The organism is Streptomyces sp. CC208A (assembly GCF_030010625.1).
Classification (GTDB): Bacteria; Actinomycetota; Actinomycetes; order Streptomycetales; family Streptomycetaceae; genus Streptomyces.
In genome coordinates this window covers 1-14,881 of record NZ_JASCXN010000045.1, presented here as the reverse complement: position 1 = coordinate 14,881, position 14,881 = coordinate 1, and the positions used below count along the sequence as shown (strand labels likewise).

Below are 14,881 nucleotides of genomic sequence, written 5' to 3'. Positions count from 1 at the left end.
CGGGGCATCGTTCCGCGGCGGGTCGGGGCTGCCGGTCAGTCGGTGCGGGCGTGTTCCACGGTGCAGGTGGTGGCGCCTGCGGGGCACCAGTGGGTGCGGCCTCCCACGAGGCGGAGCTGGAGGTCGGCGTCGCTCATGCCGGCTCGGTCGAGGGCGGCGCGCAGGGCGGTGGGGGCGGGTTGGGGTGGCAGGCCGAGGACGTCGATGAGGATGACGCCGTGGCGGGCCTCGACGGAGGCGATCTGCCAGGCGCCGGCCGCGGCCCAGCGGTCGGCGACGGGGCGGGCGTCGGCGGCCAGGGTCCGGTCGCGGACGACGGCGATGGTGCCGATGGTGAGGGGGACGGCGATGAGGAGGAGGACGGCCGCGACCGCGACGACGGTGCGGCTGTGGAACGCCCCGACGGTCAGTCCGGCCTGCTCGGCCGCGTCGCGGACGCGATAGGCGAGGAAGACGAGGGTACCGGTGGCGACGATGGCGGCGACGTTGGTGGCGAACAGGAGCGCGGACTCTCCGGCGTCGTGGTAGCGGTGCACCGCGATCAGCAGTCCGGTGACGGCCAGGGGCGGGACGAGGGAGATGGCGATGGCGACGCCCGGCAGGGCGTCGGAGATGTCGGTACGGACGAGGGCGAACGCGCCGACGGTTCCGGTGGCCAGCGCGGCGAAGAGGTCGATCAGGCGCGGGCTGATACGGGAGGCGACCTGGCTGTTGGTGGCGAAGGCGTCCGGCGGTGAGACGATCCAGCCCAGCACCATGCCGATGCACACCACCGCCACCGCCCCGCCCAGCACGAGCAGTGCGCTGCGCACGACGTGCGTCCGGTCGGCGAGGACCAGGGCCAGTGCGGTTCCGAGGATCGGTGTCATCAGCGGGGCCACGATCATCGCGCCGATGACCGTGGCGGTGGAGTCGCCGATCACGCCGGCGCTCGCGATGACCGACGCCAGGACCAGGAGCACCCAGAACCGTGATGAGCTCGGGCTGCGCCACTCGCGCTCGATGAACAGGGAGTCGGTCATCCGGCGGGCGGCCGCCGCGTCAACGCTTCCCAATGCCTGCACCTCTCCGTCATGAGGCGGCCGGCATGCCGCCGACCCGCATATGACCCTATGTCCGTTTTGGGAATTATTAGGGGCGTTGGATCTCCCGGCGAGCCGGAAGGACGCGTGCCCCGAAGAAACGGACATCGGCCCGGCGGCCTGTTCCGCCCGGCCGGTATCGGCACGACAGTGGACGCGAGGGCCGGCGACGCCTGACGGGTCCCGGGAGTCGATCGACCCGGGTCTTCCTGAAGCCGCCCGAATCGATCCGAGAGGAAGGTCCGCCATGGCAACCGGCTCCGCACGCGACGACACTCCTGTGCCCCTGTCCCGCCGTCTGTCGCACCGCTGGCCCACGATCGCCGCGGTCGCCCTGGTGGTCGCGACCTTCGTCGACGGCGTACCGCCCCTCGGGCTGCTCGCCGGTCTCCTCGCCGTGATGCCCGTGTGCTACCTGCTCTTCGGCGCGTTCCGCGGCGAGCTGCGGGGGGCGCGGGTCCTGGCGGTCCAGGTCGTGGGCCTCGCCGGGTTCGCGGCCGTCGCCCTCCTCGCTCTGGCCGTCGACGGTACGTGGGGGCTGCGGGTGATCGCCGTCGGCTGGCTGGCCCATGGCGTCTGGGACGTCGTCCACCACCGTTCGGGGCGTGTCGTCCCCAGGGCCTGGTCGGAGTGGTGTGCCGTCGTCGACGTCGGTGGCGCCTTCGCGACCCTGGCCCTCGCCTAGGTGTCCGCCGGCGTCCGCACCAGGGGGCTGTGGCCGATCGCGTTGTGGACGGTGAAGGTCACCGCGTCGGGGCGGTAGCGGTCGTCGGACCATTCGACGGGGCGGCCGTCGTGGGTGGTGGTGACGCGGCGGACGCGGAGGAGGGGGCTGGTGCGGCGGACGGTGAGGAGGCCGGCGTCCTGGACGCCGGCGGCGACCGCGTCGATGACGTGCTCGCCGTGGGCGAAGACCAGGCCCGTGCGGTCGTAGAGGTGCTGGGTGACCGAGGGGCAGTCGGGGTCGGCGGTCTCGACGGCGGGGGAGATCCAGTCGGCGTAGACGGTGCGTTCGACCAGGACCGGTTCGCCGTCGAGGCCGCGGACGCGCAGCACGTTGAGGAGGGGAACGCCGTCGGGGAGGTGCAGTCGGGCGGCGTCCTCGGGGGTGGCCGGGCGGTACTCCTGGGCGACGACGCGGCCGGTGGCCTCGCGGCCCATGGCCTGGGCCCACTGGGCGAAGCTGCGGAGTTCGGCGAAGCTCTGGCTGCGGCGGCCGGCCAGGACGACGCGGCGGGCGCCCTGCCGTGAGCCGATGAGGCCCTCGGCGGTGAGGGCGGCGACGGCCTGGCGGACGGTGCCGCGGGAGACGCCGTACCGGGCCGCGAGTTCGGTCTCGGCGGGCAGCCGGGCGCCGACCGGGTACTCCTCGCGCTGGACCGCCCGCCTCAGCTCGGCGGCGATCTGCTCGTGGCGCGCGGTCATCGGTGGTTCCCTCCTCGGTGTGCCGTGTGCACACCGGCTATCAGGGTAGTGGAGTGGGTCCGTGGCCGGAAAGCATCGCCAATGTGCAGGGAATGGCGGGGAGCCGTTCCACACCTGTTTACTTTCACGTCATCGGCGCCGGGCGTACTGAGGCCGACTTGTTCAGACAAGTTGAACCCTCGACCTCTTCCTGGAGATTCCGTGCCCGTCCCCGCGCACCTCCCGAGAAACGCCGTCCTCGGCGGTTCCCTCGCCCTCGTCGCCGCCCTCGCCCTCACCGCCTGCGGCGCCGCCCCGGAGAACACCGGCACCACCGCCGACGGCAAGAACGCCGCCACCGCCACTTCCGCCGCCGACCTCGGAGGCATGGACGCCCTCGTCGCCGCGGCGAAGAAGGAGGGCACGCTCCACGCCATCGCGCTGCCCCGCGACTGGGCCAACTACGGCGCCCTGATCGACGGCTTCCAGCAGAAGTACGGCATCAAGGTCGAGGTCGAGAACCCGGACGCCTCCAGCCAGGACGAGATCAACGCCGTCACCTCCCGCAAGGGGCAGGACCGCGCGCCCGACGTCCTCGACCTGGGCAGCTCCTTCGCGCTCGCCGCCGCCCAGCAGGGGCTCCTCGCCCCCTACAAGGTGACCGCCTGGAACGACATCCCCGAGGGGCAGAAGGACGCGGAGGCCCGCTGGTACAACGACTACGGCGGTTACGTCTCCATCGGCTGCGACGCCAAGCGCGTCAAGAACTGCCCCACCACCTTCCAGGACCTCCTCAAGCCGGAGTACAAGGGTCAGGTCGCCCTCAACGGCAACCCCACCAAGTCCGGTTCCGCGTTCGCCGGCGTCTTCGCGGCGGCCCTCGCCCGGGGCGGCTCCTTCGACGACATCCAGCCCGGTCTCGACTTCTTCGCCGAGCTGAAGAAGAACGGCAACTTCAACCCCGTCGAGTCCACCCCCGCCACGGTCGAGAAGGGCGAGACGCCCATCAGCATCGACTGGGACTACCTGAACGCCGGCTACGCCCAGGAGTTCAAGGCCAAGGGCCTCGACTGGAAGGTCGCCGTCCCCGCCGACGGCCGCTACGCCCAGTACTACTCGCAGGCGATCAACAAGGACGCCCCGCACCCGGCGGCCGCCCGCCTGTGGCAGGAGTACCTCTACAGCGCCGAGGGCCAGAACCTGTGGCTCAAGGGCTTCGCCCGCCCGGTCCTGATGTCCGCCATGGAGAAGGCGGGCACCCTCGACCAGGCCGCCGCCCTCCGGCTGCCCGCCGTCTCCGGCGTCCCGTCCTTCCCGGCCGAGGCCCAGCAGGCCAAGGCCAAGACGGTGCTCGCCCAGGGCTGGGGCAAGGCCGTCTCCGGATGACGGCCTCCGCAACCGTCGCCGTCGCCGCCGGGCAGACCCCTGCCCGGCGGCGGCGCCGCCGCTCCCCCGCCTGGCTCGCCGTCGTCCCGCTGCTCGCGTTCACCGCGCTCGCCTTCGGCGTCCCCGCCGTCGCCATGCTCGGCGGCGCCCTCACCGTCGACGACCCGGCCACCGGCGCGAGCTCGTACGGCACGGGGAACCTGACCGCCTCGCTCCAGGGCGCCTACCTCACCGCGCTCCTCGGTAGCGTCAAGCTCTCCGCGACCGCCGCAGGACTGGCCGCCCTGCTCGGCCTTCCGCTCGCCCAGGCCGTCGTCACCTCCCGCTCCCGCGCCCTGCGCGAGGCCGTGCTCACCGGCTCCGGCGTGCTCGCCAACTTCGGCGGCGTCCCCCTCGCCTTCGCGTTCGTCGCCACCCTCGGCAACTCCGGCGTCCTCACCCGGCATCTGGGCCTCGCCGACCGGGGCTGGAGCCTGTACAGCTTCTGGGGCCTGGTCATCGTCTACCTGTACTTCCTGATCCCGTTGATGGTGCTCACCATCACGCCGGCCCTCGACGGCCTGCGCACCCAGTGGCGCGAGGCCGCCCGCAACAACGGCGCCACCACCCTCCAGTACTGGCTGCACGTCGCCCTGCCCGTCCTGACGCCGAGTCTGCTCGGCGGGCTCGTGCTGCTGTTCGGCAGCGCCTTCGCCGCGTACGCCACCGCCGCCGCGATGGTCGGCAGCACCGTCCCACTCGTCACCCTGCAGATCTCCGACGCCCTCTCCGGCAACGTCCTGGTCGGCCAGGAGAACGTGGCGCTCGCCCTCAGCCTCGACATGGTCGTCGTCGCCGGGCTCGTCATGGCCGTCTATCTGCCCCTGCAACGCCGGAGCTCGCGATGGCTCGACTGACCCGTACGCACCGCACCTGGCGCCCGGTGGTGCTCGGGCTCGCCGGGATCTACTTCCTGGTGCCGCTCGCCGCCTCCGTGGTCTTCACCGTCGACGTGCCGGAGCGGGGCCTCACCCTCGACGCGTACACGGAGATCATCGGCACCGAGGGCTTCGTCACCAGCCTGCTGCTCTCGCTCGGCCTCGCCGCCGTCACCATCGCCGTGACGCTGCTGCTCGTGGTGCCCGCCATGGTCGCCCTGCGGCTCGGCGCGCCCCGGCTGCGTCCGGTCGTCGAGGCGGTGTGCTCGCTGCCTCTGGTCGTGCCGCCCATCGCGTTCGTCGCCGGCATCGGCACCGTCCTGAAGTGGGGCCCCGAGCACCTCGCCCGCACTCCCCTCTTCCAGACCTTCGTCGCCCTGCAGAACCCGGACTTCCCCGTCGTCCTCGTGCTCGCGTACGTGGTGATGGCGCTGCCCTTCACCTATCGCGCCCTCGACGCCGGCCTGCGGGCCGTCGACGTCCGCACCCTCGTCGAGGCCGCCCGCAGCTGCGGCGCGAGCCCCGCGCGGGCGCTGGTCTCGGCGGTGCTGCCGAACCTGCGCGGCGCGCTGATGAACGCGTCCTTCCTCGCCCTGGCCCTGGTCCTCGGCGAGTACACGGTCGCCCAGCTGCTCGGTTTCCGGCCCTTCGCCGTGTGGATCGTGAACATCTCCGGCTCCCAGGCCCAGATGTCCGTGGCCGTCTCCGTGCTCAGCCTCCTCGTCACCTGGGTGCTGCTCCTGGCCCTCGCCGGGGCGGGCGGCCGCTCCCCCGGCGCCCGCCGCACCCGTACCGCCAAGGGAACCTCATGACCGTCACCCTCACCGATGCCACGCCCGACGCCACCGCCGAGGCCGCGACCGTCGAATTCCGCGGCCTGCGCCGGACGTTCGGGACGACCACCGCCCTCGACGGGCTCGATCTGACTGTCGCGCCCGGCGAACTGCTCGCCCTGCTCGGCCCCTCGGGCTGCGGCAAGACCACCGCCCTGCGCATGCTCGCCGGCTTCGAGACCCCCGACTCCGGCGCGGTGCTCGTCGACGGCCGGGACATCACCCACGCACCCGCGCACCGGCGCGACGCGGGCATGGTCTTCCAGTCGTACAGCCTCTTCCCCCACCTCGACTGCGTCGACAACGTGGCCTTCGGGCCGCGCATGCGGAAGGCCGGTAAGGCCGAACGGCGCAAGCAGGCGGCCGAGTTGCTTGAGCTCGTCGGCCTCGGCGACAAGGGCGACCGCTACCCCCACCAGCTGTCCGGCGGCCAGCAGCAGCGCGTCGCGCTCGCCCGCGCGCTCGCCCTGCGCCCGCGGGTCCTGCTGCTCGACGAGCCGCTGTCGGCGCTCGACGCCAAGGTGCGGCTCACCCTGCGCGAGGAGATCCGCCGCATCCAGCGCGAACTCGGCATCACCACCCTCTTCGTGACGCATGATCAGGAGGAGGCGCTGTCCATGGCCGACCGTGTCGCCGTGATGCGCGACGGGCGCCTCGAACAGTGCGCCCCGCCCGCCGAGTTGTACGGGCGGCCGGCGACCGCCTTCGTCGCCGAGTTCGTCGGCACCATGAGCCGGATCCCCGGACACCTCGACGGCGGCACCGGCTTCGTCGACGTGCTCGGCCACCGGCTCCCCGTGGACGGCGACGCCCCCGCGGCGGGCGAGGTCGACGTGCTCGTACGGCCGGAGGACCTGCGGGTCACGACGGACGGCGCGTGCTCGGCCCGGATCGTCTCGACGGCCTTCCTCGGCGCGACCACCCGGCTCACCGTACGGCTCGCCGACGCCACCGAGGTCAAGGCCGACCTGCCCACCCACGAGGCCGCCGCCCTCGCGGCCGGGGACGCCGTGACGGTGCTCCCGCGCGAGCGGCCGGTCCTCGTCGCGGCCCGCGCGGCACACTAGTGCCATCGGCCCCCCCTCGTACCGGCATGAGCATGAGAGAGAAAGCGAGCAGCGTGACCACCGAACTCCCCCTGAGTGCCGTCCTTTTCGACATGGACGGCACGCTCGTCGACACCGAGGGCCTGTGGTGGGAGGCGGTGGAGCAGGTCGCGGGCCGACCGCTGACCGAGGCCGACCGGCCGGACGTCCTCGGCCGGCCGGTCGAGCACACGGCGGCCTGGCTGGCCGCGGCCGGCGGGGACGCCGACCGGCTCGCGGCCGCCCTCCACCGGGAGTTCGCCGACCGGGTCCTGACCGGTGTCGTGCCGCGTCCCGGAGCGCTCGCGCTGCTCGCCGCCCTCGCCCGGGAGGGGGTGCCGACCGCCTTGGTCACGGCCTCGCCCCGGGCCGTCGCCGACATCGTGCTCCGGGCCCTCGGGGCGCTCGGGGCACCGGAGTTCGCCGTGTCGGTCACCGCCGACGACACCGGACGCACCAAGCCCGAACCCGATCCGTACCTCGCCGCCTGCCGCGCCCTCGGCGTCGCCCCCGCGCACTGCGTGGCCGTCGAGGACACCCCCACCGGGGTCGCCTCCGCCGAGGCGGCGGGCTGCGCGGTCCTCGCGGTCCCGTCGCTCGCGCCGATCGACGCGGTGCCCGGGCGGACCGTCCTGGACGGGCTGACCGGGGTCACCCCGGAGCGGCTGCGGGCGATGACGGGCCGTCACCTCACCGTCATGAGCTGGAACCTGTGGCTCGGCGGCGCGATGGTCGAGGACCACCGGGCCAAGCAGCTCGCCGCGATCCGCGCCTCCGGCGCCGACATCGTCGGGCTCCAGGAGACCGGTGGGACCGCGACCCGGGAACTGGCCGAGGAGCTCGGCTGGCACCACCACCACGCCGGCGAGAACCTCGGCCTCCTCAGCCGCCACCCGGTCGTCGCCCGCCTCGGCGATCCGGACGTCGGCTTCTACGGCGCGACCGGCGCCCGCGTCCTCGTCGACGGGGAACGCGAGGTGGACGTGTGGACGGCGCACCTCCACCCCACCCCGTACGGGCCGTACGAGGCCGACTTCGGCGGGCTGCCGGCCGACGAGCTGATCGCCCACGAGGGCGTGCGCCTGGAGCAGCTGCGGGACGTGCTGCGGCGGATCGCCGAGGAGGCGGGAGAGGAGCGGCCGGTCGTCCTGGTCGGCGACTTCAACGCGCCCTCGCACCTGGACCGGCCCGACGTGGCCTGGCCGGTGACGAGGGCGGCCGAGGCGGCCGGGTTCCGCGACTCCTACCGGGAGGCCCGCCCCGACCCCGTACGGGACCCGGGCCCCACCTGGTCGCCGATCCATCCCGTCCACCCGGAGGAAGGCGAACGGGCCGGGCGCCCCGAGCCGCAGGACCGCATCGACTACGTCCTGCACAACGGGCGCGGCCTGCGCGTCCTCGGCTCCCGCACCCTGGTCACGGGCGTCCCGGCGCCCTGGCCCGCCGTCGCCGCGAACGAGTGGCCGTCGGACCACGCGGCGGTGGTGACGACCTTCGCCCTGGGGCGTCGTTCCGCTCGGTGAGAGGACGGCTCGGGCGGGGAGCGCGACGCTACCAGCGGAAAACCCGGTGGGCCAGGCGTTTAACGGGCCGTCAGAGTGGCCGGCGATGAGAGTGGAACGCCGACCAGTCCGAGCGGAGTCCTGAACCATGTCCACCCTGCGCGTCACCGCCGAAGTCCTCACCGTCCATCCGCATCCGAACGCCGACGCCCTCGAACTGGCGCAGGTCGGGCTCTACCGGGCCGTGGTCGCCAAGGGCGCCTACCGCACCGGCGAGACCGCCGTGTACATCCCGGAGCAGGCCGTGCTGCCCGCCGCGCTCGTCGCGGAGCTGGGGCTCACGGGGCGGCTGGCCGGGAAGGCCTCGGACCGGGTCAAGGCGGTACGGCTGCGCGGGGAGCTGTCGCAGGGGATCGTCTGCCGGCCCGCCGCGCTCACCGGCGTCGACCTCGACCGGGCCGCCGCCGACGGCACCGACTTCGCGGAGAGGCTCGGGATCACCAAGTGGGTGCCGCCGATACCGCCGACCATGAGCGGGGACGTCGAGGCCGCCCCCGACCTGCTCCCCTGGGTCGACATCGAGAACCTGCACCGCTATCCCGGCGTCTTCGAGCCCGGCGAGGAGGTCGTCCTGACGGAGAAGGTCCACGGCACGGCCTGCCTGCTCACCTACGTCGCCGACGGCGGACGGGTCCACGTCTCGTCCAAGGGCTTCGGCGCCAAGGGGCTCGCCCTCCGGGAGGATCCGCGCAACCTGTACTGGCGCGCCGTGCGCGCGCACGGGCTCCCCGCCGTCGCCGAGCGGCTCGCCGCCCGGCTCGGGGCCGCGCGGATCGGTCTCTTCGGCGAGGTGTACGGCTCCGGCGTCCAGGACCTCGGATACGGCGCCGACGCCCGCGGCGAGCGCGTCGGTTACGCGCTCTTCGACGTGTCGGCCGAGATCGGCGGCCAGGTCCGCTGGCTGGACCCGGCCGCGGTCCTGGAGCCGGGCGAGGTGCCCCTCGTACCACGGCTGTACGCGGGTCCTTACGACCTCGACACCGTCCTCGCGCACGCGAGCGGGGCCGAGACCGTCTCCGGGCGCTCCGCCCATCTGCGGGAGGGTGTCGTGGTCCGGCCGGCCGTCGAGCGGTACAGCCCGGTCACCGGCGGCCGGGCCGTCGCCAAGGCGGTCAGTCCGGCCTACCTCACCCGCAAGGGCGGCACCGAGTACGAGTGATCCCGCCCGGTCGGTCCGCTCGTGGAGTGACGGGTCTCGGACAGGACGCATATGCGCCCCCTTTCGGGTGCTTGTCGGCCGCCGGCGGGGCCACGACGATGTGCGCCTGGAAGCCGTACGACCTCGATGGGGAGGCCGGGTTGAGCGAGGCGACGACATGGAGGGGCGGGCGGCATGAGCCGACGGTGCGGGCACTGGTCGCGGAGTCCTGGCGGAGGTCCGAGCGGGCCCGGGTCAGCCGGGACGGCGCGGCGCCGACGGAACTGGACGAGGAGGAGCTGGCCGCGTACCGGGAGGAGCATCCGCTGGCGGCGGCGATGCCGGTGATCCGGGAACTGCTCGGCGCGGACGCCCGGGACGGCGGGCATCTGCTCGCGGTGTGCGACGCGGCCGGGCGGCTGCTGTGGGTGGAGGGGGACCCGGCGGCGCTGCGGCAGGCCCGGCGGATGAACTTCACGGCCGGGGCGGGCTGGGCCGAGGCCGCGGCGGGGACGAACGCACCGGGGACGGCGCTCGCCGTCGACCGGCCGGTGCAGGTGGTGTCGGCCGAGCACTTCCGGCCGCCGGTGCGGGAGTGGACGTGCGCGGCGGCGCCGCTGCACGATCCGCGCAGCGGGCGGCTGCTCGGCGCGGTCGACCTGACGGGCGGCGAGGGCCTCGCCCACCCGCACAGTCTCGGCCTGGTGCGGGCGGTGGCGCGGGCGGCGGAGGCGCAGTTGGCGCTGCTCGCGCCCGCACCGGCGCCGGGGCGGGTGCGGCTGACCGCGCTGGGCCGGGGCGAGGCGCTGCTCGCGGTGGACGGACGGCGGCTGCGGCTGAGCCGGCGGCACAGCGAGATCCTGGTGGTGCTCGCGCACCGCCCGGAGGGGGTGACGGGCGAGGAGCTGCTGACCCTGCTCTACGAGGACGGGTCGGTCACGCCGGTGACGCTGCGCGCGGAGCTGTCCCGGCTGCGGGCCCTCCTCGGTCCTGAACTGCTGCGCTCGCGCCCGTACCGGCTCGCCCGTCCCGTGGAGGCGGACTTCGCCGCGGTGGACCGCCGTCTCGCCTCGGGGGCGGTGGCGGCGGCCGCCGGGGAGTACGCGGGCCCGCTGCTGCCGGGATCGACCGCGCCCGGGGTCGTACGGCTGCGGGAACGGCTGGCGGACCGGCTGCGGGCGGCGCTGGTGGCACGGGCGGATCCGCGGCTCCTCGCGGACTGGGCGTACACCGCGTGGGGCGAGGAGGACGTGGAGGTGTGGAGGGCGCTGTGCGCGGCGGTGCCGACGGCTCAGGTGGCGCCGGTACGCGCCCGGCTCGACGCCCTGGAGGCGGAACTGTCCGCCGGTGCAACGGGGTTGCAACGTCCGTTTCCGCACACTCGGCGGTGAGCGCCGGTCGGGGACGGCGGGCGCGCACCGTCCGGCCGCCCGCGCGCGCCCTCCTTCCGGTGGGCCCGGCGGGGACCGGATCCGTCCGACCCGCAGGGAGGTCTGCCCATGACCCGTTACGCCGCACCCGGTACCGAGGGCGCGCTCATGGCGTACCAGCCGCGCTACGACCACTGGATCGGCGGCGAGTACGTCGCCCCGGCCGGCGGCCGGTACTTCGAGAACCCGAGCCCGGTCGACGGCCGGCCGTTCACCGAGATCGCCCGGGGTTCGGCCGAGGACGTCGAGCGCGCCCTTGACGCGGCGCACGCGGCCGCCCCGGCGTGGGGGCGGACGTCGCCGGCCGAGCGGGCGGCGGTGCTGCTGCGGATCGCCGACCGGATGGAGGAGAACCTGGAGGCGCTCGCGGTCGCGGAGACCTGGGACAACGGCAAGCCGGTCCGGGAGACGCTCGCCGCCGACATCCCGCTCGCCGTCGACCACTTCCGCTACTTCGCGGGGGCGCTGCGGGCCCAGGAGGGGGCGCTCAGCGAGATCGACGAGGACACGGTGGCGTACCACTTCCACGAGCCTTTGGGGGTGGTGGCGCAGATCATCCCGTGGAACTTCCCGATCCTGATGGCGGTGTGGAAGCTGGCGCCGGCGCTCGCGGCGGGCAACGCGGTGGTGCTGAAGCCCGCGGAGCAGACGCCGGCGTCGGTGCACTACTGGCTGAGCCTGGTAGCGGACCTGCTGCCGCCCGGTGTGGTGAACATCGTCAACGGCTTCGGCGAGGAGGCCGGCAGGCCGCTCGCCTCCTCGCCGCGGGTGGCGAAGATCGCCTTCACCGGCGAGACGTCGACGGGCCGCCTGATCATGGGGTACGCCGCCGAGAACCTGAAGCCGGTGACGCTGGAGCTGGGCGGCAAGTCGCCGAACATCTTCTTCGACGACGTGTGGGCGGCGGACGACGACTTCCGCGACAAGGCGCTGGAGGGCTTCACGATGTTCGCCCTCAACCAGGGCGAGGTCTGCACCTGCCCCTCGCGGGCCCTGGTGCAGCGGGGCCACTACGACGAGTTCCTGGAGGCGGCGGTCGCCCGCACGGAGGCGATCGTCCCGGGCCACCCGCTGGATCCGGCGACGATGATCGGCGCGCAGGCGTCGGCGGAGCAGCTGAAGAAGATCCTCTCCTACCTGGAGATCGGCCGGCGGGAGGGGGCGAAGATCCTGACGGGTGGTCAGCAGGTGGGCCACGGTGGCGACCTGGAGGGCGGCTACTACATCCAGCCGACGGTCTTCGAGGGCGACAACCGCATGCGGATCTTCCAGGAGGAGATCTTCGGCCCGGTCGTGGCGGTGACCTCCTTCACGGACTTCGACGACGCGATCCGGACGGCGAACGACACCCTGTACGGCCTGGGCGCCGGCGTCTGGACCCGCGACACGAACACCGCCTACCGCGCCGGCCGCGCGATCCAGGCGGGCCGCGTCTGGACGAACTGCTACCACGCCTACCCGGCGCACGCCGCCTTCGGCGGCTACAAGCAGTCGGGCATCGGCCGCGAGACGCACCGGATGATGCTGGAGCACTACCAGCAGACGAAGAACATCCTCCAGAGTTACAGCCCCAAGAAGCTCGGGTTCTTCTAGAGGCCTCACCCTGCCGACCGCCCCGGTCGCCGCCGCCCGCCCGGGGCCTGTCAGGCGCGGGCGGGCGGCGGCGCTTCACGGCGTCACGGTGCCGGGGAGGTCACGGGGAGTCGTCGCAGGTGGGGTCGGGGATCGCGGTCACGGTGTACGGCGGTCGGCCCGGCGGCTCGTCGAGCTGGCTGTCGACCACGTAGAGGCGGCAGCCGTGCTTCGCCAGCGTGGTGGGCAGGTCGAGGGGCTCGTCCGTGAGGCGGTGGGTGACCGTGCCCGCTCGCAGGTCCCGGTCGAGCCGGGCGATGTAGACGCCGTGCGGGGCACCGTAGTTGAGTACGGCGTACAGCGTACGACCGCGCAGCACCATGCCGTCGGCGCCGAAGGACTGGTCACCGAGGTCGAGCCGGCCGACCTCCCGGTCCGCGGTGCCGATCCGCCAGACGGCCTCCGTGCCGTTCGACGCCACGAGGAGGGTGGAGCCCGTCTCGTCGGCCACGATGCCGTTCAACAGCCAGTACTGGGCCGGGAACTGAGGGAACGCGGAACGGATGTCGAGCCAGGGTTCGAGCGGGCCCAGGGTCGAGCCCCGGATCTCCGCCCGGTGGATCACCGGGTTGGCCCAGTCGGTGACGTACACCACGTCATCGGTCACGACCAGGTCGTTCAGGTGCGGCGCGCCGAGCGGCCCGTTCTCGGCCGTACGGCGGGCGAGCAGCCGTCCGTGGCGGTCGTGCACGGTGAGGGTCGCGCCCCCGACGGACAGCACGCGGCCGCGCCGGTCGGTGTGCACGCCCAGGGTGCTGGGGCGGTCCTCCAGGCCGCGTGCCGGGAACGGCGCGAGGTCCGGGGCGTCGATCCGGCCGCGGTACAGGGTTCCGAGGCCGTCGGAGGAGACGTACAGGGTGCCGTCAGGTGTGACCGTGATGCCTTCGGGCAGCACGCCCGCCTCGCGGGAGACGACGTAGCGGTCGGGCAGGTCCCGCGCGACGGCGGGGACGGGTGCTCCGGCGAGGGCCGGGAGCAGCAAGGTGGCTGCGAGGCAGGCGGTTCGGGCGGTAATGCGGCGCATCGACGCGACCTCCGTGGGGAGTCTGCGCAAGGAAAGGTGACGAGAGGAGCGTGCGGTGTCCTCGCGCGGAGCGCAGTGCCTTTCAGCCCTCGTCGAAAGGGTCCGGCGGGCGGATAATCGCTTGTCATGATCCGTCTTCACTTCACCGCCGACGATCTGCGCCGGATCACGCTCGCTCCGGCGGCCAACGCGCTGGCTGAGACCGCGCTGGGCGCGGGGCTGAGCCTGCGACAGGGCGGGCGGGGCGGCGGGAGCCGGGGCTTCGGGCAGGCGCGTCGTGCGCGGTCCGCCGTCCGGGAGTGGCACCGCTCCCCGCGCGGAGGTCCTGGTGTCCGGGCCGGTGTGCTGGCGGAGTTGGTGGCGGAGGACGGCTTCGTACCGGACTTCCTGCTGCAGCCGGGGATCCACGACCTCGCCGGCGGTCTGGAGGCGGCCGCGGCGACGCCCGTGGAGCGGCTGGCGCTCGATCTGGGGATCCCGGAGGCGGCGGGGTGGAACGGCGGTCTGGCCCGGCCGGGCCGGTGGGCGCGCGAGCTGGCCCAGGGCTCCCCGGCCGCGACCCGGGCCCTGCTCCACGACACCCGGGACTTCTTCGCGAGGCATGTGGAACCGCTCTGGCCGCGGATCCGCCAGGACGCCCTCACCGATCGCGCGCTGCGGTCGGAGATGCTGCTCCGCGGCGGTGTCGACGCCCTGCTGACGACGCTCGGCACGACCTGGCGGTGGCAGCACCCGACGCTGCACCTGCCTTCGGCGTCGGCGTACGACATCCCGCTGTGCGGACGGGGGCTGCTGCTGGTTCCGTCATGGTTCGCGACCGGCCCGTTGGTGATGTACCGCCCGGAGGCGGCGACCGTCCTCGTCTATCCCCTGTACGAGGCGGCCGGCGGGAGCACCGCCGGCGACGAGCGGCCGGAGGCGCTCGCGGCGCTGCTGGGCCGCACCCGGGCCCATGTGCTCGCCCTCCTGCGCACCCCCGCCACCACGACGGCGCTCGCCGAACGCGCCTCCGTCTCTCTCGCGGCGGCCAGCCACCACGCGGGGGTCCTGCGGGCCGCGGGCCTGATCGACACCGTCCGCACGGGCACGGCCGTCCTGCACAGCCTCACTCCGCTCGGCCACTCCCTGCTGGCCGGAACCACTCGGTGACAGCCCACCGCGCCCGGGCGTCCGTGTGCCATGGGTCTCACCGTGGCGGGGGCCGGTGGCGGGGAGCGGCCGGGGAGGCGGTCCGGTCGGTGCGGTCTCCGGGTGGGGCGTGCTGTCCGGAATCGCCGTTCTGGTGCGGGTCCGGGGACGCGGTCCAGGGTGGCCGGGGCGGTTCGGGTGGCGGTACGAGCCCGAGGTGGGCCCATGCGGCGGGGGTGGCGACCCGGCCCCTGGGGGTG

13 protein-coding genes and 1 pseudogene are annotated in these 14,881 nt (G+C 73.9%); 10 read left to right on the top strand and 4 right to left on the bottom strand.

Annotated elements, in window-relative coordinates; translation table 11 throughout:
• Positions 1–35 precede the first annotated feature (35 nt).
• On the bottom strand, positions 36–1,055 hold the full coding sequence (locus tag QK442_RS32570; protein WP_282697718.1) for a DUF389 domain-containing protein: 1,020 nt from the start codon (positions 1,053–1,055) through the stop codon (positions 36–38).
• Between the two features lie 274 nt (positions 1,056–1,329).
• Between QK442_RS32570 and QK442_RS32565 the strand changes: the two genes are divergently transcribed.
• Positions 1,330–1,767, top strand: coding sequence for a DUF6010 family protein (locus QK442_RS32565; RefSeq protein ID WP_282697717.1), 438 nt, complete (start codon positions 1,330–1,332; stop codon positions 1,765–1,767).
• Here the strand turns inward: QK442_RS32565 and QK442_RS32560 are convergent.
• Positions 1,764–2,507: a GntR family transcriptional regulator gene (locus tag QK442_RS32560; RefSeq protein ID WP_282697716.1), complete on the bottom strand. Its 744-nt coding sequence runs from the start codon at positions 2,505–2,507 to the stop codon at positions 1,764–1,766. The genes QK442_RS32565 and QK442_RS32560 overlap by 4 nt on opposite strands.
• Positions 2,508–2,708: 201 nt before the next feature.
• On the opposite strand from QK442_RS32560, the gene QK442_RS32555 reads away from it, so the two are divergent.
• The 8 genes from QK442_RS32555 (at position 2,709) to QK442_RS32520 (ending at position 12,430) form a co-directional block, all read left to right on the top strand.
• Entirely contained in the window at positions 2,709–3,872 is a 1,164-nt protein-coding gene (locus QK442_RS32555) for an extracellular solute-binding protein (RefSeq protein WP_282697715.1), read from the top strand.
• Complete coding sequence (locus QK442_RS32550; protein ID WP_282697714.1) at positions 3,869–4,768, top strand: ABC transporter permease subunit; 900 nt, start codon at positions 3,869–3,871, stop codon at positions 4,766–4,768. The genes QK442_RS32555 and QK442_RS32550 overlap by 4 nt, the downstream gene beginning before the upstream one ends.
• Entirely contained in the window at positions 4,756–5,601 is an 846-nt protein-coding gene (locus QK442_RS32545; protein ID WP_282697713.1) for an ABC transporter permease subunit, read from the top strand. Before QK442_RS32550 ends, QK442_RS32545 begins: the two co-directional genes overlap by 13 nt.
• Positions 5,598–6,689 carry an ABC transporter ATP-binding protein gene (locus QK442_RS32540; protein ID WP_282697712.1) on the top strand — a complete coding sequence of 364 codons (1,092 nt, stop codon included), beginning with the start codon at positions 5,598–5,600 and terminating at the stop codon, positions 6,687–6,689. The genes QK442_RS32545 and QK442_RS32540 overlap by 4 nt, the downstream gene beginning before the upstream one ends.
• Positions 6,690–6,721: 32 nt before the next feature.
• Positions 6,722–8,230, top strand: coding sequence for an HAD-IA family hydrolase (locus tag QK442_RS32535; protein WP_282697711.1), 1,509 nt, complete (start codon positions 6,722–6,724; stop codon positions 8,228–8,230).
• A gap of 127 nt (positions 8,231–8,357) precedes the next feature.
• Positions 8,358–9,428, top strand: a complete 1,071-nt coding sequence (locus QK442_RS32530; RefSeq protein ID WP_282697710.1) for an RNA ligase (ATP) — start codon at positions 8,358–8,360, stop codon at positions 9,426–9,428.
• Positions 9,429–9,526: 98 nt separating this feature from the next.
• Positions 9,527–10,798, top strand: coding sequence for a GAF domain-containing protein (locus QK442_RS32525; protein ID WP_282697709.1), 1,272 nt, complete (start codon positions 9,527–9,529; stop codon positions 10,796–10,798).
• 108 nt (positions 10,799–10,906) lie between these two features.
• Positions 10,907–12,430, top strand: a complete 1,524-nt coding sequence (locus QK442_RS32520; RefSeq protein WP_282697708.1) for an aldehyde dehydrogenase family protein — start codon at positions 10,907–10,909, stop codon at positions 12,428–12,430.
• 100 nt (positions 12,431–12,530) lie between these two features.
• Here QK442_RS32520 and QK442_RS32515 read toward each other — a convergent pair whose 3' ends face one another.
• A complete protein-coding gene (locus QK442_RS32515) occupies positions 12,531–13,493 on the bottom strand; it encodes a hypothetical protein (protein ID WP_282697707.1) in 963 nt (320 codons plus the stop codon).
• A 126-nt stretch (positions 13,494–13,619) separates the two neighbouring features.
• Between QK442_RS32515 and QK442_RS32510 the strand changes: the two genes are divergently transcribed.
• Positions 13,620–14,642 (top strand): winged helix-turn-helix domain-containing protein, encoded by a 1,023-nt coding sequence (locus QK442_RS32510; RefSeq protein ID WP_282697706.1) that lies wholly within the window; start codon positions 13,620–13,622, stop codon positions 14,640–14,642.
• Between the two features lie 37 nt (positions 14,643–14,679).
• Here the strand turns inward: QK442_RS32510 and QK442_RS36430 are convergent.
• A pseudogene (locus tag QK442_RS36430) lies at positions 14,680–14,881 on the bottom strand (Holliday junction branch migration DNA helicase RuvB); the annotation flags it as partial.

Excerpts from the sequence above, each read along its gene's own strand:
- QK442_RS32525 (WP_282697709.1), top strand. The coding sequence starts at position 9,527 with ATGTGCGCCTGGAAGCCGTACGACCTCGATGGGGAGGCCGGGTTGAGC.
- QK442_RS32515 (WP_282697707.1), bottom strand. The coding sequence starts at position 13,493 with ATGCGCCGCATTACCGCCCGAACCGCCTGCCTCGCAGCCACCTTGCTG.
- QK442_RS32565 (WP_282697717.1), top strand. The coding sequence starts at position 1,330 with ATGGCAACCGGCTCCGCACGCGACGACACTCCTGTGCCCCTGTCCCGC.
- QK442_RS32530 (WP_282697710.1), top strand. The coding sequence starts at position 8,358 with ATGTCCACCCTGCGCGTCACCGCCGAAGTCCTCACCGTCCATCCGCAT.
- QK442_RS32545 (WP_282697713.1), top strand. The coding sequence starts at position 4,756 with ATGGCTCGACTGACCCGTACGCACCGCACCTGGCGCCCGGTGGTGCTC.
- QK442_RS32550 (WP_282697714.1), top strand. The coding sequence starts at position 3,869 with ATGACGGCCTCCGCAACCGTCGCCGTCGCCGCCGGGCAGACCCCTGCC.
- QK442_RS32540 (WP_282697712.1), top strand. The coding sequence starts at position 5,598 with ATGACCGTCACCCTCACCGATGCCACGCCCGACGCCACCGCCGAGGCC.
- QK442_RS32510 (WP_282697706.1), top strand. The coding sequence starts at position 13,620 with ATGATCCGTCTTCACTTCACCGCCGACGATCTGCGCCGGATCACGCTC.
- QK442_RS32535 (WP_282697711.1), top strand. The coding sequence starts at position 6,722 with ATGAGAGAGAAAGCGAGCAGCGTGACCACCGAACTCCCCCTGAGTGCC.
- QK442_RS32560 (WP_282697716.1), bottom strand. The coding sequence starts at position 2,507 with ATGACCGCGCGCCACGAGCAGATCGCCGCCGAGCTGAGGCGGGCGGTC.
- QK442_RS32520 (WP_282697708.1), top strand. The coding sequence starts at position 10,907 with ATGACCCGTTACGCCGCACCCGGTACCGAGGGCGCGCTCATGGCGTAC.